This is a genomic window from Lysobacter sp. FW306-1B-D06B (assembly GCF_038446665.1).
In the GTDB taxonomy this organism is placed as follows: domain Bacteria; phylum Pseudomonadota; class Gammaproteobacteria; order Xanthomonadales; family Xanthomonadaceae; genus Lysobacter_J.
This window is the reverse complement of the sequence record NZ_CP151802.1, coordinates 1,113,711-1,134,051: the sequence shown is the minus strand read 5'-3', so window position 1 is coordinate 1,134,051 and position 20,341 is coordinate 1,113,711. Positions and strand designations below refer to the sequence as shown.

General features: G+C 63.7%; 23 protein-coding genes. 11 read left to right on the top strand and 12 right to left on the bottom strand.

Going from position 1 to position 20,341, the window contains the following annotated elements; translation table 11 throughout:
- Window positions 1-160 precede the first annotated feature (160 nt).
- From AAFF32_RS05135 to AAFF32_RS05120, 4 genes are all read left to right on the top strand, one after another.
- A complete protein-coding gene (locus tag AAFF32_RS05135; protein WP_342316698.1) occupies window positions 161-1,210 on the top strand; it encodes a helix-turn-helix domain-containing protein in 1,050 nt (349 codons plus the stop codon).
- 271 nt (window positions 1,211-1,481) lie between these two features.
- The gene (locus AAFF32_RS05130; protein WP_342316697.1) at window positions 1,482-2,747 is read left to right on the top strand and encodes an AAA family ATPase; all 1,266 of its coding nucleotides are present in this window, start codon (window positions 1,482-1,484) and stop codon (window positions 2,745-2,747) included.
- Between the two features lies 1 nt (window position 2,748).
- On the top strand, window positions 2,749-3,624 hold the full coding sequence (locus AAFF32_RS05125; protein WP_342316696.1) for a hypothetical protein: 876 nt from the start codon (window positions 2,749-2,751) through the stop codon (window positions 3,622-3,624).
- Between the two features lie 10 nt (window positions 3,625-3,634).
- The gene (locus AAFF32_RS05120) at window positions 3,635-4,246 is read left to right on the top strand and encodes a pYEATS domain-containing protein (RefSeq protein WP_342316695.1); all 612 of its coding nucleotides are present in this window, start codon (window positions 3,635-3,637) and stop codon (window positions 4,244-4,246) included.
- Window positions 4,247-4,273: 27 nt separating this feature from the next.
- Here the strand turns inward: AAFF32_RS05120 and AAFF32_RS05115 are convergent, their stop codons facing one another.
- Together AAFF32_RS05115 and AAFF32_RS05110 are read right to left on the bottom strand one after the other, a co-directional pair.
- The gene (locus tag AAFF32_RS05115; RefSeq protein ID WP_342316694.1) at window positions 4,274-5,164 is read right to left on the bottom strand and encodes a pseudouridine synthase; all 891 of its coding nucleotides are present in this window, start codon (window positions 5,162-5,164) and stop codon (window positions 4,274-4,276) included.
- Window positions 5,165-5,236: 72 nt separating this feature from the next.
- Window positions 5,237-5,890: a hypothetical protein gene (locus AAFF32_RS05110; protein WP_342316693.1), complete on the bottom strand. Its 654-nt coding sequence runs from the start codon at window positions 5,888-5,890 to the stop codon at window positions 5,237-5,239.
- 280 nt (window positions 5,891-6,170) lie between these two features.
- Here AAFF32_RS05110 and AAFF32_RS05105 point away from each other — a divergent pair, with 280 nt between their 5' ends.
- Both AAFF32_RS05105 and AAFF32_RS05100 read left to right on the top strand, forming a co-directional pair.
- Window positions 6,171-7,217, top strand: a complete 1,047-nt coding sequence (locus tag AAFF32_RS05105) for a DUF5694 domain-containing protein (RefSeq protein WP_342316692.1) — start codon at window positions 6,171-6,173, stop codon at window positions 7,215-7,217.
- 29 nt (window positions 7,218-7,246) lie between these two features.
- Entirely contained in the window at window positions 7,247-7,576 is a 330-nt protein-coding gene (locus tag AAFF32_RS05100) for a hypothetical protein (protein ID WP_342316691.1), read from the top strand.
- Between the two features lie 104 nt (window positions 7,577-7,680).
- On the opposite strand, the gene AAFF32_RS05095 is transcribed toward AAFF32_RS05100, so the two are convergent.
- The 5 genes from AAFF32_RS05095 to AAFF32_RS05075 form a co-directional block, all read right to left on the bottom strand.
- Window positions 7,681-8,205, bottom strand: a complete 525-nt coding sequence (locus tag AAFF32_RS05095) for a hypothetical protein (protein WP_342316690.1) — start codon at window positions 8,203-8,205, stop codon at window positions 7,681-7,683.
- Between the two features lie 51 nt (window positions 8,206-8,256).
- The gene (locus AAFF32_RS05090; RefSeq protein WP_342316689.1) at window positions 8,257-8,634 is read right to left on the bottom strand and encodes a DUF2314 domain-containing protein; all 378 of its coding nucleotides are present in this window, start codon (window positions 8,632-8,634) and stop codon (window positions 8,257-8,259) included.
- A 43-nt stretch (window positions 8,635-8,677) separates the two neighbouring features.
- Entirely contained in the window at window positions 8,678-9,559 is an 882-nt protein-coding gene (locus AAFF32_RS05085) for a hypothetical protein (RefSeq protein ID WP_342316688.1), read from the bottom strand.
- Window positions 9,560-9,652: 93 nt separating this feature from the next.
- On the bottom strand, window positions 9,653-10,831 hold the full coding sequence (locus tag AAFF32_RS05080) for a site-specific integrase (RefSeq protein ID WP_342316687.1): 1,179 nt from the start codon (window positions 10,829-10,831) through the stop codon (window positions 9,653-9,655).
- Window positions 10,828-11,298: an Arc family DNA-binding protein gene (locus AAFF32_RS05075; protein WP_342316686.1), complete on the bottom strand. Its 471-nt coding sequence runs from the start codon at window positions 11,296-11,298 to the stop codon at window positions 10,828-10,830. The genes AAFF32_RS05080 and AAFF32_RS05075 overlap by 4 nt, the downstream gene beginning before the upstream one ends.
- A 123-nt stretch (window positions 11,299-11,421) precedes the next feature.
- Between AAFF32_RS05075 and AAFF32_RS05070 the strand changes: the two genes are divergently transcribed.
- The 5 genes from AAFF32_RS05070 (at window position 11,422) to AAFF32_RS05050 (ending at window position 13,965) form a co-directional block, all read left to right on the top strand.
- Window positions 11,422-11,643 carry a helix-turn-helix domain-containing protein gene (locus AAFF32_RS05070; protein WP_342316685.1) on the top strand — a complete coding sequence of 74 codons (222 nt, stop codon included), beginning with the start codon at window positions 11,422-11,424 and terminating at the stop codon, window positions 11,641-11,643.
- Between the two features lie 68 nt (window positions 11,644-11,711).
- Entirely contained in the window at window positions 11,712-12,071 is a 360-nt protein-coding gene (locus tag AAFF32_RS05065) for a hypothetical protein (protein ID WP_342316684.1), read from the top strand.
- A 25-nt stretch (window positions 12,072-12,096) separates the two neighbouring features.
- Entirely contained in the window at window positions 12,097-12,330 is a 234-nt protein-coding gene (locus AAFF32_RS05060) for a hypothetical protein (RefSeq protein WP_342316683.1), read from the top strand.
- A 439-nt stretch (window positions 12,331-12,769) separates the two neighbouring features.
- Window positions 12,770-13,138 carry a hypothetical protein gene (locus AAFF32_RS05055; protein WP_342316682.1) on the top strand — a complete coding sequence of 123 codons (369 nt, stop codon included), beginning with the start codon at window positions 12,770-12,772 and terminating at the stop codon, window positions 13,136-13,138.
- A complete protein-coding gene (locus tag AAFF32_RS05050) occupies window positions 13,135-13,965 on the top strand; it encodes an ATP-binding protein (protein ID WP_342316681.1) in 831 nt (276 codons plus the stop codon). The genes AAFF32_RS05055 and AAFF32_RS05050 overlap by 4 nt, the downstream gene beginning before the upstream one ends.
- Before the next feature lie 203 nt (window positions 13,966-14,168).
- Here the strand turns inward: AAFF32_RS05050 and AAFF32_RS05045 are convergent, their stop codons facing one another.
- From AAFF32_RS05045 to AAFF32_RS05025, 5 genes are all read right to left on the bottom strand, one after another.
- Window positions 14,169-14,405 carry a LuxR C-terminal-related transcriptional regulator gene (locus tag AAFF32_RS05045; protein WP_342316680.1) on the bottom strand — a complete coding sequence of 79 codons (237 nt, stop codon included), beginning with the start codon at window positions 14,403-14,405 and terminating at the stop codon, window positions 14,169-14,171.
- Between the two features lie 603 nt (window positions 14,406-15,008).
- Window positions 15,009-15,524, bottom strand: a complete 516-nt coding sequence (locus AAFF32_RS05040; protein WP_342317229.1) for a phosphate-starvation-inducible PsiE family protein — start codon at window positions 15,522-15,524, stop codon at window positions 15,009-15,011.
- Between the two features lie 124 nt (window positions 15,525-15,648).
- On the bottom strand, window positions 15,649-16,164 hold the full coding sequence (locus tag AAFF32_RS05035) for a response regulator (protein ID WP_342316679.1): 516 nt from the start codon (window positions 16,162-16,164) through the stop codon (window positions 15,649-15,651).
- Entirely contained in the window at window positions 16,161-18,794 is a 2,634-nt protein-coding gene (locus AAFF32_RS05030; RefSeq protein WP_342316678.1) for an EAL domain-containing protein, read from the bottom strand. The genes AAFF32_RS05035 and AAFF32_RS05030 overlap by 4 nt, the downstream gene beginning before the upstream one ends.
- An 88-nt stretch (window positions 18,795-18,882) precedes the next feature.
- Window positions 18,883-20,313 carry a PLP-dependent aminotransferase family protein gene (locus AAFF32_RS05025; protein WP_342316677.1) on the bottom strand — a complete coding sequence of 477 codons (1,431 nt, stop codon included), beginning with the start codon at window positions 20,311-20,313 and terminating at the stop codon, window positions 18,883-18,885.
- Window positions 20,314-20,341 lie beyond the last annotated feature (28 nt).

Sequence of the window (20,341 nt, the reverse complement as noted above, 5' to 3'; positions counted from 1 at the left end):
CCGTCAGGGTGGAGGCGGCGCGTTCACGTTCGTGACAATCCGGTGATCGCCGTACAACGGGGTTCGCGAGCGCACGTCCGCGATGCGTTCGGGCGATGCCGCAGAGGCTTTCGCCAGGCCCTCCCATCGCGCTGGACGGTCCTGGAGCGTGCGACTAGAGTTGATCGCGCAGGGCCGCTTCGCTACGTCAAATCGGAAATATCTCAGCACCGTCGAGGTCGCGATGCTCCGGATTTCCAGCAGCGAGTTCGAAGAGTTCGTGGCCGCGGTTCCGGCGATCAGCGGTCGTTACCTGCAGACGGGCCGAAGCGTCCGGGCGTGGCGCCTGAGCATGACCACGCTGGGCGATGTCACCATCGTCTGGGTCCGCGGCGGCGCCCGCAACATCTTCCACGGCACGAGCCTGGCCGGCCGTTACTCGCTGTATCTGCCAATCTCGGAGCCGACCGTGATTGCGCTCAACGGGCTCAAGCTTGCCAATGCGCGGTTCGGTTCGATCTGTCCCGGGCAGGAGTTCATTCTCCGCACCGATGCGCCGACGCTCTGGGCAGGTTTCCAGGTGCCGTTCAGCGCCGTGCGGCATCGGGTCGGATTCGAGCACGACGATGCGACGTTGCTCGCACAGACGCGTGTATTGCAGGCCACGCCACTGGCCATCGCGCGGCTGTTCGCGCTGACCCAACGCTTGCGTGCCGTGGAGGCGCGCGATCCCGACGTTCTGGACGGAACACCCTCACGCAACGCACTCGCACAGCAGCTGCTGGACGCGATCTTCGAAATGCTGCACAGGGGCGACCCGCGCGATGCCCCGAAGGTTGGACGCAGGCCGATGCAACGGCACAGGATCATGGAGCGCTGCCTGGAGCTGATCGAATCGCGCCTGGATTGCGCGCCTACCGTGGAGGATCTGTGCAGCGTTGCCGGCGTATCCGACCGCACGCTGCGCACGGTGTTCATCGAGCAATGCGGCGTGGCCCCTCATCGCTACCTGATGATCAGACGGCTCCACGCGATCCACGAAGCGCTCTGCTACGCGGTAGCCGGCGAGACGGTGACATCGATCTGCAGCGCCTTCGGCGTCTGGGACTTCGGCCGCCTCGCCCGGCAGTACCACAGCCTCTATGGCGCGCTTCCGTCCCAGCATCTCCATCGCGCGGGGCGCATGCGGCGGGGGAAGACGCATGGAGTTGGGGCGAGGCGCGTTCACTAGGTGAAGGTCTAGCGCGGGGACAGGCGCAGGGCGTACTGGAACTCCAGCTTCCGAGGGACGGGACGCACGCGCGGTTATTGTCTTACCGCTCCTAATGCCCACCCACCGCCGCTCCGGCCAGTCGGGCGAAGGACACGCCTTGTCCTTCGCCTTCGCGGTTCCGCGTAGTGGGGAGGGAGGTCAGCGCGATGCCCGCCGTGGTCCGGGTGGCGCGCCCTCACCGGAGTCGGCTCCACTTCTGGCTTCGCATTCCCTTTCGCATGGAGGCGTCATGCACATCCGTTCGCTGGAAATTCGTGATCTTCGCTCCATCAAGAAGGCGGAACTGGACTTCATGTCGACGGAACACGCGTCCAAGGACAGCAAGTTCAAGAACGTCAACGTGCTGCTGGGCAGCAACGGCACGGGAAAATCCACGGTCTTGCGCGCCATCGCCATGAGTGTCCTGGCGCCTGTGCTCGAAGGGAACTCCGGATTCGTTTCCGACGGCTTCATCCGCCGCGAATCCAACGTCAAGTCGAGGACGAGGAAGGCGCCGGCCTCCCGCGGCATGCCGCAGCGGGCGCAAGTCGAGTCGAAGGTTTGGGTGGACCCGCAGGACCTCTCGATGAACAGGAATGGGCGCATCCATTCATTGAAGGCGCAGATCGACCGCGTTGGCGACAACGAGCGCCTGCAGTGGCTGCGTCCACGCGCACAGGCAGCCGCCATTCTCGATACGCAGAGCACCCGGGAGAGCAGTGCGTTCTTCCTGGTGGGCTACGGCGCGACCCGACGCGTGGAGCATGGGCGCCAGGTCGACTTCGACGCCCGCAGCCAAACCCGGGTGACCCGGTACCAACGCGTGGCCAGCCTATTCGAAGAGCACTACAGCCTGATTCCCCTTTCGGCATGGTTGCCGGCCTACGCGGCACGCAACCCGGGACGGCACAAGCAGGTCATTCAGCTGCTCAACCACCTTCTTCCCGATGCCTGCCGGATGCATACCACGGCCACCGAGACGACCAGCGGCCCGGAATACCTTTTCGATGTGTCCGGTGTGGATATCCCGTTCCGCGCCTTGTCGGATGGCTTTCGTGCGTATGTCGGCTGGATCGGCGACATGCTGTTCCACCTGTGCATGGGTGCACCGAGGGGGCGCAAGCTGGTCGACAACAAAGGGGTTGTCCTGATCGACGAGATCGACCTTCACCAACATCCCGAATGGCAGCGCCTGGTGTTGCCCAGGCTGTCGGCCGCATTGCCGAACGTCCAGTTCATCGTGTCGACACACAGCCCGCTGGTGGTCGGCTCATTGCAGCGCCAGAACATGCAGCGGCTGGAGGTCACCACGACGGGCACGGTTTCGCGCATGCTTCCCGAGCGTGTCCACGGCAAGAGCGCCGGCCAGATCCTGCTGAGCCCGTATTTCGGTTTGGCGTCGACGCGCGCTCCGGACGTCGCCAGCCAGCTCGACGAGCTTCGCTCCCGCCGGCAGGCAGGAGCCAAGGGAGCCGCGTTGGAATACCTCCGACTCCTGGCAAGCGGAGACCTCTGACATGAGGCGCATCGATACGACGCAGGCGGATCTGCATGCCGCCATCGACGCGGAGAAGCCCGGCTGGCTTGCCAAGGCGAAGAAGCGGACGGCGCAGTACAAGACCGCGGGGAAATACGGTGCCGGAAGCGAGTTCTGGGGCGACATCAAGAACGTCTACATCGATCTCCAGCACGAGAAGTGCGCCTATTGCGAAACCAAGCTGGCGGGAAAGCAGCTGGCCAGCAAGGTCCACGAGGTCGAACATTTCCGCCCGAAGTCGAAAGTCAGTAAGTGGCCCGCGAAGGCCAAGAAAGGCGTGACGCCTTTCGTGCCCCCATGCAAGGTTGGCGGTGAAAGCGAGAACGGCTACTACCTGCTTGCCTACCACCCTCTCAACTACGCGATAGCCTGCACCCGGTGCAATTCCACATTGAAGTCGGACTACTTTCCTGTCCGTGGCAGACGGAACATCCAGGGCAGCGATCCCACCAAGCTGAAAGGCGAAGACGCACTTCTGATCTATCCGATGGGCGATATCGACGCGGACCCCTCCGACCTGATTCGCTTCGACGGTGTCCTGGCGGTTCCGGCCAAGACACGAGGCAAGAACTTCGAACGGGCATTGATCACCATCGAGTTCTTCAAGCTCAATCACGAAGACCTCACGACCCGACGCGCGCAGATCATTGCGATGCTCTGGCGTGCACTGCGCACGCTGGAACTCGGCAACCTCCCATCCGACCTGCGAAATGACACACAGTCGACCATCGACCTATCGGTCGCAGCCTCGGGACAGTTTTCGTCATGCGCCCGCGACTTTGTGGACCTGTACAGCACGAACAAGACCCTGGCCAACGAGTACGGCCGTCTTGCACAGGATCTGGTCGGAAACTAGCTGGAACATCGTGCGATTCCGCCTTCGACGTCTGTTGGTGGCATGCTCCCTGGCAGGCTTCCTGGTCGTCTATATCTGGACCCGCACCGGCTTCATTCTCCATCTGGAAAAAACCCAAAGCGACCTGGCGACGATGATCCGGAACAAGGACAAGGCGCTCATGGATACCTTGGGGTTTCTCGAAACCGCTGCCGGCTCGCGGACTGCAGCGACGCAGATCGCCGCAGATAGGAGTACAACGGGCCGCGACACGTCGCGGACGCTGACCGAGCGAGCGCTGTGGGATAGCGATCCGCATAAGGACAAGTTTGGCGGGCAGCCCAAGGCAGGCGGCTTCGTCTTAAGTGCCGAAGTACGCGCCCTAGGCGCGGGTGCCTCACTTCGATTCGGCGTGCACCTGACGGTCACTCGCGACGATCGCAGGCCTTTCGAGGAGGTCGTGACATTTTACTTGCATCCGACCTTCAGCCCCGATGTCGTGCGCGTAGCACCGGTCAATGGCGTCGCTGAACTGAAGGTCGTGGCAAGCGAAGCATTCACCGTCGGAGCAGAGGTCGGCGAGACACGGCTGGAGCTTGATCTGAACCAACTGCCTGGAGTTCCGAGCACATTTCGCTATTAATACAAGTACCGTCCCTCGCCGCGTGGATCAGCCTTGCAGCTGAAGGTGGCTGGAAAAGGTGCGCTCCACGCCACTAAGTGGATCGATGAACGACAGCCGCTTTGCCAGCAGCTGCAATGGCGCGGAGCAATCGCCTGGCGCGCGGTGGAGCACGGACGGATAGATCGCGTCGTTGACGATCGGCGCGCCCATCGCGGCCATATGCACGCGCAGCTGATGTTTGCGGCCGGTGAGCGGGGTAAGTGCATAACGCCAGTGCCCGTCGCCGCGCGCGACGACATCGAGCCGGGTCTCGCTGTTCGGCAACCCCTCCACTTCCTGCATGCGGAAGAACGGCTCGCCGGCGACCAGCCGGCTTGAACGCACACAGGGAAACTCGATGCCCGGCAGCGCCGGTGCGATTGCCTCGTAGCTCTTCTCGATCCGTCGCTCGGGGAACAGCGCCTGGTAACGTGCACGCGTGTCCGGGCTGGTCGAGAACAACACCAACCCGGCGGTGTCGCGATCGATGCGGTGCAATGGGGCCAGCGCGTGGTTCCCGGTGCGGCGAATAAGGCGGCCCAGCAGGGTTTCATGGACATGCGCACCGACTGGGGTGACGGGCAGGAAGTGCGGCTTGTCCGCCACCAGCAAGTCGTCGTCCGCATGCAGGATGACTTCATCGAACGGGATCGTGGGCTCGTCCGGGACTTCGCGGTAGTAATGGACTTCAAACCCAACGCGATACGGCGTTTCCGCCGTCACCCGACTCCCGGCGTTGTCCACGACCCGCCCACGCGACATTCGCTCCAGCCATTGCGAGCGCGCCACGGCCGGGAAGCGCTCGCACAGGCAATCCAGCACGGTCGACCACGCGCCCGGCGGGAGCTGCAGCGTGCTGGCGGTGAGTCCGTCGATGGTGGGTGGGCGGTTGCGCATGGGCGCAGTGTGGCACCGGGTGGACGCGCGGTCAGCCAGCGTAGCCGGAGGAAGGCCGCAGGGCCGCAGGATCTAGCCGCTTATGGCTCCTTCCGGAATCGCCGCAGCAGCCAATGGCGCGATCACCGTCCAGCCCAGGTTCGCATAGAGGCTGCGGCCGTCTTCCGTTGCGACCAGAAGCTGTGGACTCACCGAGGATCGTCTCGCAGCGCCGAGCGCCGACATGACCGCGACACCCAGTCCTCTGCGTCGGTGCTGCTGCGCGGTTTCGATTCGATCGTAGATGAAGACATCGGCCGTTTCGGCCGCGCATCCGCTTGCGGCCAGATCGCCGTCCGGTGCGATGACGCAAGCGCGGGTGACGGGACCGGCGCGATGCAGCTCCATCGTGTATCCATCCGGCAGAGGCTTTGCGTCGAGGGTGCTCGCTTGCGTCGTCATGAAATGGTTCGCTGGCTGAATCTCCCAGCGGGCAGGCAGTGCGCTTCGCAGCTCGTCGTCGGGGCCGCACAGCTTCAAGTAATGCCGGGGAGCCGTGATCTCATGCGCGATGGCGCGCAAGCCATCGCATGGCCGGGGGAACACCCAGCGCTTCACTTCCTTTTCGGACTGGGTGTCCACGCGGAATCCACCGCGATCCAACACCGGCGGCGGGGAGCCCCGAGCAATGGAATGCGCGGCTTGCCAGGCGAAGACGAGCTTCGGATCGATGTGGGATGCGTCCATGGCGGATCGTATGCGGTGCGCGGAGGGGTCGAGCTGTGCGGTGAGTACACGGGGCCGTTCCCTGTCGGGACGCTCCGCTGCGACTCGTCGAAACTGCGACTAGAGCAGCGCGCTGTCTCAGGGGCTAGGACCAGAGCCAATCGTGGACGCGCCCCGGCGCTTTGCCGCGGCTGGCCGCTTTGCTTCGCCGCTTGCATTCATGTCGAAAGTCACGCGCGCGGCGCGTAGCGCGTTGGAAGAATGCACTCGCGCCACGCCGGCGCCAGAAAAGGAATCGTGCATGATCAGGAAAGGAATGAAGTGGCTCGGGATCTGCGCCTTGTCGCTGCCGTTCACGGCGCAGGCGCAAGTTGATCTGACCTCGCTTGACCGCGACATGGCGGGCCCGCGCTCGCAGGTGTTGGTGCTGGGAAGCGTGCACTTGAATGAACTGCCCAAGGGCGTCCGCGAAGAGACGCTGGAGCCGGTGATCGAGCGCCTGGCCGCGTTCAAGCCGCAGATCATCACGATCGAGCGCCTGCCCGGGGAGGAGTGCGAACGCTTCTTCGCGGTGTACGGCCCCCGCTTCTGCCCAGGCACGGATGACGCCAAGCAAGCCACCGGCCTGGGCGTGAGTGCCGCGAGCGCGGAGATCGACAAGATGCTCAAGGACTGGCCCGCGTCGCCGACGCCGGCGCAGCGCAGGCGCATGGCGGCGCTGTTCCTGGCAGCCGGTGATTCGTCTTCGGCCTACGTGCAATGGCTGCAACTGCCCGCTGCGGAGCGTCGTGCGGGCGATGGCCTGGACGATGCGCTGGTGTCGAGGCTTGGGAAGATCGCCTCCAGCAACGATGAGGGCTACCAGATCGGCGCGCGCCTGGCGGCGCGCCTGGGTCTGCAGCGCGTGTACCCCGTGGATAACCACACCGGCGACAACGTCCAGATCGACGACGGCGCGGCGTTCGGCAAAGCCCTCCAGGACGCCTGGGGCTCGAGCCCAGCGGGCATGAGCACACGGGAAGCCCAGCAGCAGGCGCTGACGGAACGCGGCGACATGATCGCGCTGTACCGTTACATCAACACGCCGCAGAGCATGCGCGTGAACGCCGAGCACAACATCGTCGGACCGATGCGAGCCACCTCGCCGCAGCACTACCCGCAGATGTGGGTCGGCGGATGGGAGACTCGCAACCTGCGCATGGTGGCCAACATCCGCGAGACGTTCCGCGAACGTCCTGGTGCGCGCGTGCTGTCCATCGTGGGCGTCGCGCACAAGCCCTGGTTCGACGGCTGGCTCGGGCAGCTGCAGGGTGTGGACATCGTCGACGCACAGCAGGTGCTGAAGTAATTCATGCAGGCCGCAGGCCAGCAGATTCCATGGCCTGCGGTGCTTGGCGCGGCTCACTCTTCACGGCGTGGATATCCATGACAGCAGATCGGACATTCCTGCTTCCCAACTCGCTCATCCTTGGCGCAATAGGCGTTACGGTGATCGCGACGGCTGGCCTCGTTGCGTTTTCCGGCAATCTGCTTGTTTGGCAGGTCGCGTCATGGACACTCGCAGCTGCCCTGCTGGCTCTGCTGGGCCTCGTCCTGGCCTGCGGCTATTCACTTGCCACGAATCGCATTGCGAGGACCTGGCAACGGATGTCCTGTTTCGCGGCGGGGCTCGCCATCCTCATGGTGCTTGTGATCGGATGGTTCTAGCTGATCTCTCGAGCGTGGCGAAGCTGCACAACCCGGCACAAGCTGCGTGTCTCAGGAGATAGGACGAAAGGCATGAGGCATCGCGCAACGAGGCTCGGAACCGGTCAGCCAGCCTCCGAGATCAACCGATCCAGCCGAGGCACCATGAAGAGTGCCCACTCCTCCAAATCATCCTCGGCGAAGTAGCGCAGCCACGTATCGCAACCGGGCTTCCACTGACCCGGGTTGGGTGCGAACGCTCGCTCGAAGGACTGACGGAAGGTCGCTCCCTCGGCGCCAGGAAGGCTCATGAACTGGTGGATGTAATGATCGTGAGGCGGCTCGGGAATGCGCGACACGATGCGTTCCTCCAGGGCAAGTCCAGCATCACGACTATCGCCATCGAGGCCTTTAAGGATCCTTCGCCCCGCGGCAAGGTCGCGGCCGTTCCATCCAGACAGATTCAATGTCATGGAGCTGCCCGACCAGCTGTCGCCCCATTGGCTGGGCTGCACCCAGAACACCGAGTCGGCACGGACGAATGCGCAACTGTAGCCGGGACGCTTCTGCCAACCTTGTTCAACGAACCAGGGCGCAAGAAGCCTCCTCATGTGGCGGTGCACATCCTTGGCTTTTACATACGATCGCATCGAGTTCCCTCTGGACGCCTGGCTTGCTGGCAATCTGATCCGCGAGTCCGCTCAATCCACGGGCGGCACCGGCAGCACCTGCGCGACGTGCCGGTGAGCGAACTCCACGACGTCGCCAGGGGCGAGGGATTCGATCAGCGCGGGCTCATTCGTCAGGTGCCCCCATATCGACGAATCGTCGTGGATCTTGCATACCTCGACCCACATCCGCTCCGCGCGAGGATTCCTGCGGTCCGCGACCACGTCCGGTGCAGTGATCACGAAGTGCAGCCTCGCCAGATCGCCGACCTTCAGGCCTGACAGGGCGGCGGCCGACGGAACTTCAAACGTTTGGCGATGACGCCTGGCGATTGCCGCACAGTCCTCCAGCTCCCAGCCCGGCCCACAGAAGCCTGCCCGCACCGGATAGCCATCGTATTCCTGCCTCATGCTTCGTCATTCCTTTGCCTGTCCGAGATCTGCACCGAGGCCGCTAGTCGCGACAGTACTTTTCGATCAACTCGTGTTCGAAGGGACTGCCGAACCTGAGCGACGGAGTCGCGGCGCGTAGAGCGGCGAACTCGGATGCGCGAAAGTTGTATGCGCAATGGAGAGTGGTGAGCCTTGGAAGTCCATGCAGCGGGAGGAGGCCGTCCTTCAACACCTTGGCCCCTACCAGCCACAGCAGTTCGAGGTTGTGCATGTCCTTCAGCGGCCAAAGGCTGTCGATCTTCAGATCGGTCCACATGCTGCCGGACGCGCCGAACTCCTCGAGATCCGTGAGGCTCTCCACGAAGGCGAGATCGTGCGCTTCCTTCACGTTCTCGACGCGCAAGCTTCTTAGTCGGGGAAGCTTCGCGAGATGCCCGAGGCCGGTCATCGACGGGCTGCTGCCTATGTCCAGGGCGGCAAGGGAGTCGGTGTCGGTGATTGAAGCGATCGACTTGATCGAGCTCCACTTGATGCTCAGCGCGTGGAGCCCTTTGATCTGGGTGGCGGCGTCGAAGAGCTCCTGATTGACCTTGGTCGAGAAGATCAGGGTTTTCAGCTGCAGCTGCGGCAGCAATGCACACCATGCCTTGACCAGCTTGCGTTGCTCCGAAGCGGGAAGGTGAGTCTGCGTGCACGCAAGGATCAGGGCGTCGCCACCGGTGAACTGGTCAGGGTGGGTGATCGATGTCTCTGGAAGCACCCCGGCGATTCGCCTCGAGCCCCAGTACCCGTTGTTGAGTTCGTCGGTCGACAGCATGTCTTGACCCCATCCCTGAGGGAGGCCGAGCGGCTTGATCGACCCGGCCTGAAAGAACTCGTGGCGCGCGAACAACACAGCCGGCTGACGGACACTCCCCGTTCCGCCGCCGCTCGCCAACGTCATGCAACTACTGGTGGGCCCACCAGGATTCGAACCTGGAACCAAGGGATTATGAGTCCCGCCCGTTGCTCGCGAGAACGCCTTGAATTTCCGTGCTTACGCGCTTCGACGCTGCAATTTTGGTGTAACTGTGCGCCGGCGCGATACCCGTTTGGGCTTCGCGTTGTACGCGGATTCGAGCTTATCCATCGCCTCACGCATGCTGCCGGCGTGCGTGTAGCGTTCAACCATCTGACGCGACTTCCAACCACCCATCGCCTGCAGCGTCGCGACGTCGACGCCGGCATGCGCTGCGTTCGTCGCCATCGTGTGGCGCAGCTTGTGTGGCGTAATGATGCGGCTCAGCTTCGCGGCGGCGACGACGCGATTGAACGCGATGTGCATGTTGGTTGCGTGACCGCTCTCGCTGCGCTTCGAGGGGAACAGCCAGGGACCATCGAGCTTCCCAACGTACTGGCGCAGGAAGGCCGCAAGCTCGCCGGTCATCGGCTGCTGACGCTCGCCGGCCTTATCGCGATCGACCCAGACCACGCGCCGATCGAAGTCGAGTTCATCCAGGCGAATCCGCAGCACCGCGCTGAGCCGCATCCCCGTGTGTAGGCCGATCATGCAGAACGCGAACACGTGCTCGTTCGAATCGTTCGCCGCGGCTTTGAGCAATGCTGCCGCCTCAGTGGGACGGAGATAAACCGGCTTGCTCTCCGGTTCTTTCACGCGCGGCACTCGGTATGGGAGACCCGGTAGGAGTTTCAGCTCTTCCGGATTCGCTGCGAGGCTGAGGAGATGGCTCACCACCGCGAGCTCGCGATTGATCGTGCCCGGTGATGCGCCCTCCTTCGCCCTGACCGTCGCGTAGCGCTTCAAGTCCGTTACCGTCAGCGCCTGCAGCTGGACGCCGCCAAGATGTGGGTACAGGTGCAGAGTGAGCCGCTCGCGCTTCTTGTCGACGTCCTTACCCCCGGTCGCTTCCAGGTGAGACAGGTATAGCTCACCAGCTTGCTTGAATGACACAGCGCGGGCCCGCCGAATGCCGAGCGCGCGCTCGCGCTTCGCGGCCTTCAGGCCCGCGACAACCTCCTCCGCCTGTGTGCGAGTGAAGCCTTCCGACTCATTGCCGACGACGCGGTGATGGCGCACACGGTTGATCATCACGTTGACCGACCAGCGCCCATCGCCATTCGGCAGACGAGTGAACGTGATGCCGTGCTCGCTGATCGAGGCGCCAGCCTTCAAGGACCGCAGCGCGGGCCGCGTCAGCTTCGCAAATGCGGTCACGGCTCGCCCGCCTCAAGCGCGTTCCCTACGCGCTTCCCGAGATCTTCAACGAGGAGCTCAATCTCTCGCTCGACACGCTTGAGCTGGGATTGCGCGAGCGCACGCTCTTCCCCGGCGATGCGGATGTGTCTTTCGAGCTGGCTCCGCTTGCTGGCGTTCTCGTCGGCATGAGGTAGCGCTTCGAGTTCACTCGTCAGCAGGCGTTTGTTGAGTCGCCACTCCGCCTCCCGTGCCCGCAGCCGCTCGAACTCTTCGAGTCGGCGGTCGATGAGCGTGTAGGTCAATGAAGAACTGAACGTCGACTCGAGGCGCCAAACGATTTCCGCAGTCAGGGAGCGCCCGGATTCGGCAGCCGCCGCCTCGACCTTGGCCCTGAGATCCGGGGTGAGACGAATGCTGAAGGTGTCAGCTCGTTCGGACGCGGGCTTGGCCGGCCTCCCGACGCGCTTTTTTGGGGTGGCTGCCATTAGGACGGGGCCTCACGGGTGTCCGAATTAACTTAACACAAATACCCCCTTGTAATTCCGAAGCGGGCACTGTAGCGTTCGTTTCTGTGTTGTAAACGAACACATAAACACACAGGAATATTCATGAGCCAGCAGACAGTGAATGCAGTGGCCGACCGCCTGAGCGTCGAGAACGCAGCCAGGCATCTCGGGCTGAGTGCCTCGACCCTGAACAAGATGAGGAGCGAGGGGCGCGGCCCTCGATACATGCGCCTAGGGAGCCGGGTCTTTTACCGCCGACAGGACCTCGATGCCTACGTCGAGGCAGGCGTGGTTGAAACCACCGACAGCCGAGCAATCGCCTGAAAAAAAACGGCCCGAGCGCTGGAACGCCCGAGCCGTTGTGACCACAGCCGTCTAATGTGGAGACGACCATGACCACCAGCAATGTACACCAAGGCCCGTGGGTCTCGCGTGCGCAGCCGATTACGAATGCTTCCGAGGGGCTCGGCGGATTCGATCCGCAATTCGAGGAAGTGATCAGCGCCGTAGAAGACCGCCAGTTGCCCGGAGAGGGCAACGCAGGACCGCTGGAGGCCCACCTCAGCGCGCCAAAGCGCCTTTGCCGACGCCTGGAGCAAGCGCACGCGATGCTCGGTCTCCTGCTAGGCGACGGCCGCGAACACTTCCCCAGCCTCACTGCAAGCCTGCAGGAGGCGTACTTGTCGACCATTGCGGATCTCGTGGCCGCTGCCGCGATCGATCGCCATGTGGCTCAACGGCAAACGTACTGAGGCACCTGACACAGGGGATGCGGCTATGAATCGACCCATCACCGCGGCGGCATACGCCGACCGCTACGCGCCGGCGAAGGACTTGAGGCTGCAGCTGCCCGAGGTGGGCGATCAACTCATGGAGCAACTGTATGCGCTCAGCGCGACCCCGAGTGTCGAGGCGTGCGATCAAGCTTCCACCGACCTGGCCGGCGCGCAGACGGCCGTGCGGAAGCTGCGCGAAGCGCTCATCGGCGAGGGCGCTGCCAGTGGGCGATGAACCGAAACGCCTGCTACAGCACTGGCGCGTCGTCGGACGGGCGAGCTTGGACGCCGAATTATGCCGCGTCGACATCGCGGTCCTATGGAGCGTTCTGCAGATGATTAACGGCGAAACCGGTCGGGCGTTCACCAGCCTTGAGAGGATCGCGGAGCGCGCTCACGTGTCAGTACGTAGCGTCCCGCGATCGCTCCAGCGCCTGTGCGCTGGCCGTTACCTAGTGAAGCGTCCAGAGCGTGGAGCGAACCGCTCGAGCATCTACTCGGCGGGCGACCCTGACCAGTTCGTCACTGACCGATCTGACAGTGACGAATCTGTCAGCGTCGAATCCGTCACTGACGGATCTGCGGGGGCGACCCTGACAGATTCGTCAGGCTATACCCTGACAAATCCGTCAGACATATCAGCTTCAAATCAACTTCATTCTCCAGCTTCACTCTTGTCCGACGTCCCTTCGCGGTTCGATGAGTTCTGGAAGCAGTACCCCAAGCGAGAGGCGAAGGCAAAGGCGCAAGAGATCTGGGCGAGAAAGAAGCTCGACAGACAAGCCGACGCGATCATCGCTAACGTTGCCGCACGCGTCGCAGACCCGCGCCAGTGGACCAACCCGCAGTTCATCCCTCTCCCCACGTCGTATCTCAATCAGCGGCGCTGGGAGGACGAATGGCAGAGAGCCTCGGGCTCCGTAGAGAGCCTTGTCGATAGGAATGCGCGGCGTGCCACCGAGATTCTGGGGAGGCTCCCCCGCGAAGAGAATGCGGACGCAATCAACGCTGAGAGCATGCGCCGTCTGGGGATGAAGCCATGACCGAGTTTGCCTGCCCGCGCCACGGCACCTATCAGCGCTCCGAGGGCGTACCTGAGGGCGTGCCGATTACGTGCGGCCACTGCCGTACCACGGCGAATGCAGAGCGCGAGGAGGCACGTTTGGCGTTCGATCGCCAAATGCGTGTGTGGCGCCGCTGGGAAGCATCTGAGGTACCTGCGCGATATCAGGCCTGCACCGTGGGGAACTGGCTCCCGCAGCCGGGCCAAGAGACAGCCGCTCGCATGCTGCAGGTCTGGGCCGATGACGTACGCCTGCACTGGAACAGCGGCGAGGGACTGCTGCTCATGGGTGCGCCTGGCGTCGGCAAGACGCACCTCCTCGCGGGCCTGACCGCCGCGTGCATCGCCGCCGGATACAGCGCCCGTTATGCGAGCTGGCCGGACGTTTGGGACCGCTGCCGCCCGCCGTTCGAAGGCCAGCACCCCGAGGCGCTGTTGCGCGATCTGGCGCGCATCGATTTCCTCGCCTTGGACGAGATCGGCGTTCGCACCGGAACGGACAAAGAACAGGCACGGCTCTTCGAGCTCGTCGACGCGCGGTATCGCGACAAGCTGCCGACGATCGTCGCAACGAATGCGACGCAGGCGACTCTGCCGATGATCGGTGAGCGCACCGCCGACCGGCTTCTCGAAGCCTGCATCCCGATTGCTATTTCAGGTGACAGCAACCGGCGTCGCGCGCTGCGAGCCGGCAATGCCCGACCCGCGATCGCCGAGCCCGAGCCCAGGCGCGTAACCCGCGTGCTCTCAATCAACGGGAATGACGTCGAGCAGAGCCATGAGATCAACTGGCAAAACTCAGTCTAAGCGCGAAATCGAGGCTCCATGATCTCGCACTGCCGGTGCACCCTCTATTTAAAGTACCCTCGCACCCCTCGAAGTGCATTGAAGTACAAGTAGCTTGCGAATGCTGTAGGTCCGAAGCCGACGGTTACATCTTCCCCGCCCAGATAGCCCCGATGTCCGCTTCCGGCCATAAGGCCACTAAAAGACGACTACTTTCGCTCTGTTCATATCAAGCCAAGCTGCGAAGCTTTCAACGTCGCCGCGGCACGCGTGGAGCACCCCAGCTTGCGGAACACGCTCTCGACGTGCGTGCGCACCGTGCTCGGGCTGATGCCAATTTTCTGCGCGACCACCTTGTTGCTGGCGCCGAAGCTGATCCATCGCAGGATTTCGCTTTTGCGCTCGGTGAGCAGCGCGCCGGCAGCGCGTACTTCATGCCACTCCTCCGCAAGCAAACACAATAACCGCTTTGGGTCGGACCACTGTAATCGGCAAGACGCTGCCAAACAGCAGCGCCAGCCGCGCTGCCTCTGCTCGTTTGTCCGCTAACGGCCAGTGGCGGCCGTTCGCTCGTTAGGCCTCGGATTCCCAGCCGCCCAGCTTCCCGCCGAATGCCAATCTAGAAGTTCCGCTGCCATTGGCTGATAGCGGCGTGAGTCGTCATAAACTTCGGCACCCATCTGCGCAGGACGATGGCTAGCGAGATCCTTCCAGAGCTTGATCTCGTAGAGGCTTGGCGTTCTTCATGGCCTTCTGATCAGAGAAAGGAGCAGGAGTTCGTTCCCACGCAGCAGCGAAAAGCGATGGTCAAAAGCGCGCGTCAAACCTTCACCACGAAGAACCCTTCTCGAGCGCCGTTCGAATCCCTGCGGCGCTACTCGCTTAAGTTCATCGGCAACCACTCCAACAGTACAAAAAAGGGCGCAGAAGTTGAGCAGCAACCCACGAGATGGATTGCGCGATGACCCGCCGGGACGCCAGCGTCCCAAATTGAGTTCGGAGACGCGGGCGAAGTCCGGGCACTGGGAGCCGTGGAAGGTGTTTTAGGACAGCGCGGAGCGTAGTCACTCTCCAGGCCCATCTCCCGACCCGGTGCAACTGGCCTTCATCAGGCGGTCGTCACGTTCGCGAAGCAGCCAATAGACGATTCCCAAGACGAGCGTGGCAACCGCCAGTGCGGCAATGGTCTCCGCATCTGTGGCCTTGCTGTCCAGAACGATAAACTTTCTTGACAGGGCCAGCAATGAGATCAGCACCACTGTTTTGACCTGCACGATGCTCTCGCGGCGCATTGCCACACGAATGATCGAATGCTTGAACTCTAGCGCGATCAGCAAGGTCATGATCATCCCGAACAGACCTTGGAAAACGTCGTGGTCGAGCGGATCTATCGCGCCGATCACAAGCAGCGGCACCACGCGCGTGAGCAACTGAAGCAGAGCAAGTGCGATGACCAGCGCGATGATGACGCTCAGGATGAACGCGACGACATGCTCGAAGCGCTCATAATGATTCATCAATGGCCAACGCTCGCGCGTTTCCTGGAGCAGCGGGCCTGGGCTTCGACGCGGCGACGGCATGGTGTTCTCCCTGCCGATGGTGGTCTCGCCATACTGCGCCAACGCAAGGAACGCCGCCATCCCATGCGGCAAGCTCTTTCAGGTCAGCCTCTGCATTGGTTGAGATGGCTGCTCCCCAGCGGACTCAGAACTCGCTCAGCCGCGTCGGTAAGGGGCCAGGCATCAGCACTTCACCGTTCGGACCCCACTCAACCTGAGTAATGCCCGGCTCAAGCCCCTCGAGCCGGCGCCGTTCCAGCTCTTCGATACTCGGGGCGGCGGCAGGGTCGAATACCAGTGCAGCACCCAAGTCGGCCAGAAGCTGTTGTTCGCTCCACGGCTTTGGAATGTAGCGGAAGACCCCGGCCCTATTCACCGCCGCCAGCACGGTGCCGAAGTCGGTCGCCGCGGTGAGCATCATGCGCACAGTACGTGGGGCCAGCTCCCTGGCGCGGACGAGCAGCGTCACGCCGTCCATCCGCGGCATCCCGTAATCGCATATCAGCACGTCGAAGTGCACCTCGTGCAGGCGCTGCAACGCGTGGAGCGAATCGGCACAAATTTCCACGCCGAGTTGCTGCGGCTTGAAGTGGTTTTGCAGCAGACGGCGCAGGGCGTGCAGGACCGGCGTCTCGTCGTCGACGATCAGCAGACGCTTCATGTGGAAGCCTCCTGCGGGATGTCGGGCAAGGTACCGTACTCGCGGCGCACGTCGGCGCAGTATTCGATCTCGTTGGTGAATATGTTTAGCGTCGACTTCATCCCCTGGTGCAGCGAGGCCAAGACCCACTCTTGCTGTGTGTCGACGCGCGAGAAGTCCTTCAGGTCCTGGACGATACTGTGCACGCGCGAAAGACCTTCCTTGGACTCGCCGATCAGCATCGGGATGTCCTGCTTCAGGTAGTCGAGTTCGAACCGTGCACGCAATGCGGCGAGCCCGGCCGCGATGGCGCCGTCGGCCAGCGCCGGTTCGGCCCGCTCGTACGCGTCGAGCATCTCGAACAGGCGCTCGAGATAGGTCTCCAGCGTACCGAGGTTCGAGAATACATAGCCGATTGGATTGTTGATCTCATGCGCAACGCCAGCGGCGAGCTGCTGGATCGACGCCAGCCGTTCGGACTGCAGCAACTGGTCCTGCGCGCGGATCCTCTCCTCGTCGTCAACCAGCAGAACGGTGCGCTGCGGCGAATGCCCGGCCAGCAGCGCCGGGTCGATTTTCCGACCGTCGCGCAGCATCGCTTCGACCGCAGCCCCCGGCAGTGCGGCGCTGAACCAGTAGCCCTGGATGCGGTCGCATCGGTTGGCGGCCAGCAGCGCCGCCTGGCCTTCGCTTTCGACGCCTTCGGCAAGCACCGTCATCTGCAGCTGGTGCGCCATCGTGATAATGGCGCGCGTGATGGACAAATCTTCCGCCGGCGCGGCAACGTCGGGCACCAGCGAGCGGGCGATCTTGATCACGTCCACCGGCAGCCGGCGCAGGTAGCCCAGGCTCGAATAGCCGGTGCCGAAGTCGTCGAGCGAGACCTCGACGCCGAGCGCGCGCAGCGCGCTGAGATGTTGCACCGCCTGATCGATGTTGGCGATCATCATGCTCTCGGTGACTTCGACACCGAACAGCCGCGGGTCGAGGCCAGTCGCGGCGAGCAGGCGTTCGACGCGGTGGGCCAGGTCCGGCTGCAGCAACTGGCGCGGCGACAGGTTGACCGCCATGCGCAGTGGCGGCAGCCCTGCGCGCTGCCAGCTCGCGGCCTGCTCGACGGCGCGGCGCAGTACCCAGTCGCCGATGGGGACGATCAGGCCAGTCTCCTCGGCGATCGGGATGAAGCGATCCGGCGCAATGCGGCCCAGCGTCGGGTGCTGCCAACGCAGCAATGCCTCGACGCCGACGATGCGGCCATGCACCAGGTCCACCTGCGGCTCGTAGTGCAGCTCGAACTGCTCGTCGCGCAGCGCCTGGCGAAGCGCGGTCTCCAGCGCTAGCCGTTCGGGGTCGTCGTCATGTGGCGCGCCGGCAAAGACGCTGACTTGGTTGAGGCCTAGCAGCTTGGCGTGGCGCAGCGCGGCGTTGGCGCTGCGCAGCAGAGTGTCGGGACGGTCGCCGTCGGCAGGCGCCATGGCGATGCCGATGCGGCAGGTGAGTTGGAGTTCGTGCCCCTCGATCGTCATCGGTCGAGAAATTGTCTCGAGCAGTGCCTGCGCCGCGTTCAGCGCCGTCACCGACGAGGCCGACATCACGATCACGAACTCGTCGCCGCTGCGGCGTGCAATCAGAACGACGCTGTGCACGGTCGCGGCGATGCGTTGTGCCACTTCGCGCAGCACTGCGTCGCCGATTTTGTGGCCCAGGCCGTCGTTGATTCGCTTGAAGCGGTCGATGTCAAGCACCAGAACCGCAGTTTCGGTGCTGGTCTGCAAGGTCGCGTCCAGACGCTCGATGAGCAGATGCCGGTTCGGCAAGCCCGTCAGTTCGTCGAACTGCTGCAGTTTCCGGATGCGCTGTTCGGCGGCGCGACGCTCGCGCAGGTCGTCGACGCAGAGATGGGCGATAGTCTCATCGGCACTGGTCACCAGGCTGACGGAGACATCGACCGGTATCTCATGGCCATCGTGATGGCGAATATTGGTCTCGAAGCGCAAGGAACCGCGCTCCCACATTTCATGCCAGCGCCGCGGCCAATGCGTCTCGTCGACCCCGGTGTCGATGTCGGGCACACGCAGCCGCAGCAGTTGTTCGCGCTCTAGACCCAGCAACCTGCAGGCCGCTGCGTTGGCGTTGCGAAAGGCGCCGTCGGGACCGACCTCCAACAGCGCGTCATTGGCCTGCTCCACGGCATGACGGGTCAGCAGCAACTGGTGCTGCGCCTCTTCCCGTTCGCTCACGTCGCGCGCGGAGGGGATCAGCCAGACCACCCGACCGTCAGCGCCATAAAGGGGCAGCAGCGAGAAGTCCATGGCCAGGGTGGCGCCGCTGCTTGAGGCCACACGCACGTCGAATCGCGAGACTTCGCCGCGCAATGCACTGGCCAGTGCCTGCTGCAGCCGCCGCTTCGACAACTCGCAGGCTTGCCACCAGGGGGTGGTGTCGAAGTGCCGGCCGAGTACTTCCTCCGGCGTGCTGCCGATGGCCCGCAGCGCCGCTTGGTTGGCGTAGCGCAGCACGCCGTCGGTGTCCAGCAGACCGGCAAAAATGGATGGCCCCAGCCGGTCCAGCACTTCATGCAGCGCCATATCTGGGCCCGGTGCGGCGGAACTGGCCGCTACCAGCTTCGGCACGGAATCGATTTTCGGCATGCGCGGGACAACCTGGGTTTCGACATACCCGAATCTGACAGTCAGCCTGCCCCGGCGGGGTGAGCAGTTGCGGGCCTGGGCGATCGGATCAGATCGTCGGTGGCGTATGGTCGCCTTCGCGTGGTGCGTCGTCGACCAGCCGCGCCAACGTGCGCGTTGCGCGTTCGAGCGTCCCGTCCCATTGCTGGGCACAGGTCAGACGGATGTGGTGCCGGAACTCCGCCCTCGCCGAGAACATCGGCCCCGGAGCCAGGCTGATGCGGTGTGCCAGCGCGGTACGATGCAATGCCAGCGCGTCGACCCCCACAGGCAGTTCGACCCAGACGAAGTACCCGCCGGCCGGCCGAACTACCCGCGTTCCGTCCGGGAAGTGCCGGGTCACGGCATCGAACAGGCTGTTGCGCTGCGCCTGCAGAGACGAGCGCAAGCTGCCCAGATGGCGGTCGTAGCCGCCCTCCTGCAGGTATTCGGCCAGTGCCGCCTGCACCGGGATCGACCCAGACAAGCTCGTCATCAGCTTCAGCCGTTCGACTTCGCCCGCCAGCCGGCCGGGCGCGGCCCAGCCGACGCGGTAGCCCGGCGCCAGGCACTTCGAGAACGACGAGCAGTGCAGCACCAGACCACGGCGATCGTAAGCCTTGGCTGGCAGCGGCGCCGCCTTGCCTTCGTAGAGTTCGGCGTACACGTCGTCTTCGATCAGCGGCACGTCGTGGCGGGCAAGCAGTTCGACAAGGTCGCGCTTCTTCGCCTCGGGCATCAGGCTGCCGAGCGGGTTCTGGAAGGTCGTCATAAGCCAGCAGGCCTTCGGGCGATAGAGTTCGATCACCTGAGACAGGCGTCCGAGATCGATGCCCTCGCGCACATGTGTCGGCACCTCGATGGCGCGCAGACCCAGGCGCTGCAGCGCCTGCAGCGCCATGTAGAAGGTCGGGGACTCTACCACCACTGCATCACCCGGCCGCGCCACCGCGTTGAGGCAAAGGTTCAGCGCCTCCATCGCACCGTGGGTCAGCACGATCTCGTCAATGGTCACGGCAAACCCCTGACACAAGTAGCGCTTGGCAATCTCGCGCTTAAGTCGCAAGTTGCCCGGCGGCAGATCATCGACCATGTTCCAGGGTTTGAGACGTCGTGTGCTCGATATCAGCGCACGACGCAGTCGATCGAGTGGAAACAAGTCCGGGCTCGGAAACGCAGAACCTAACGGCACGATGTCGCGAGCACGCGCCGTGCCGAGACAGGCGTAGATCAGGTCGTTGACTTCGACGGGCTGCGATCCGAACTGGGGCTCCGAGGTTTGCGGCTCGGGGAGCGGCACGCCGCCGGGGCGTGCGGCGACGAAGTACCCCGAGCGTGGTACGGAGCGGACAAGACCGCGGGACTCGAGCAGATAGTAGGCCTGGAACACCGTGCTCGGGCTCAAGCCACGACTAGCACAGGTCTGGCGCACGGATGGCAAGCGATCCCCCGGTCGCAGCACCCCGGCAGCGATCTGCTGCTCGAGTTCTCGAGCGAGCATTTCGAACCTCGTGGAGACGGCGGATGGG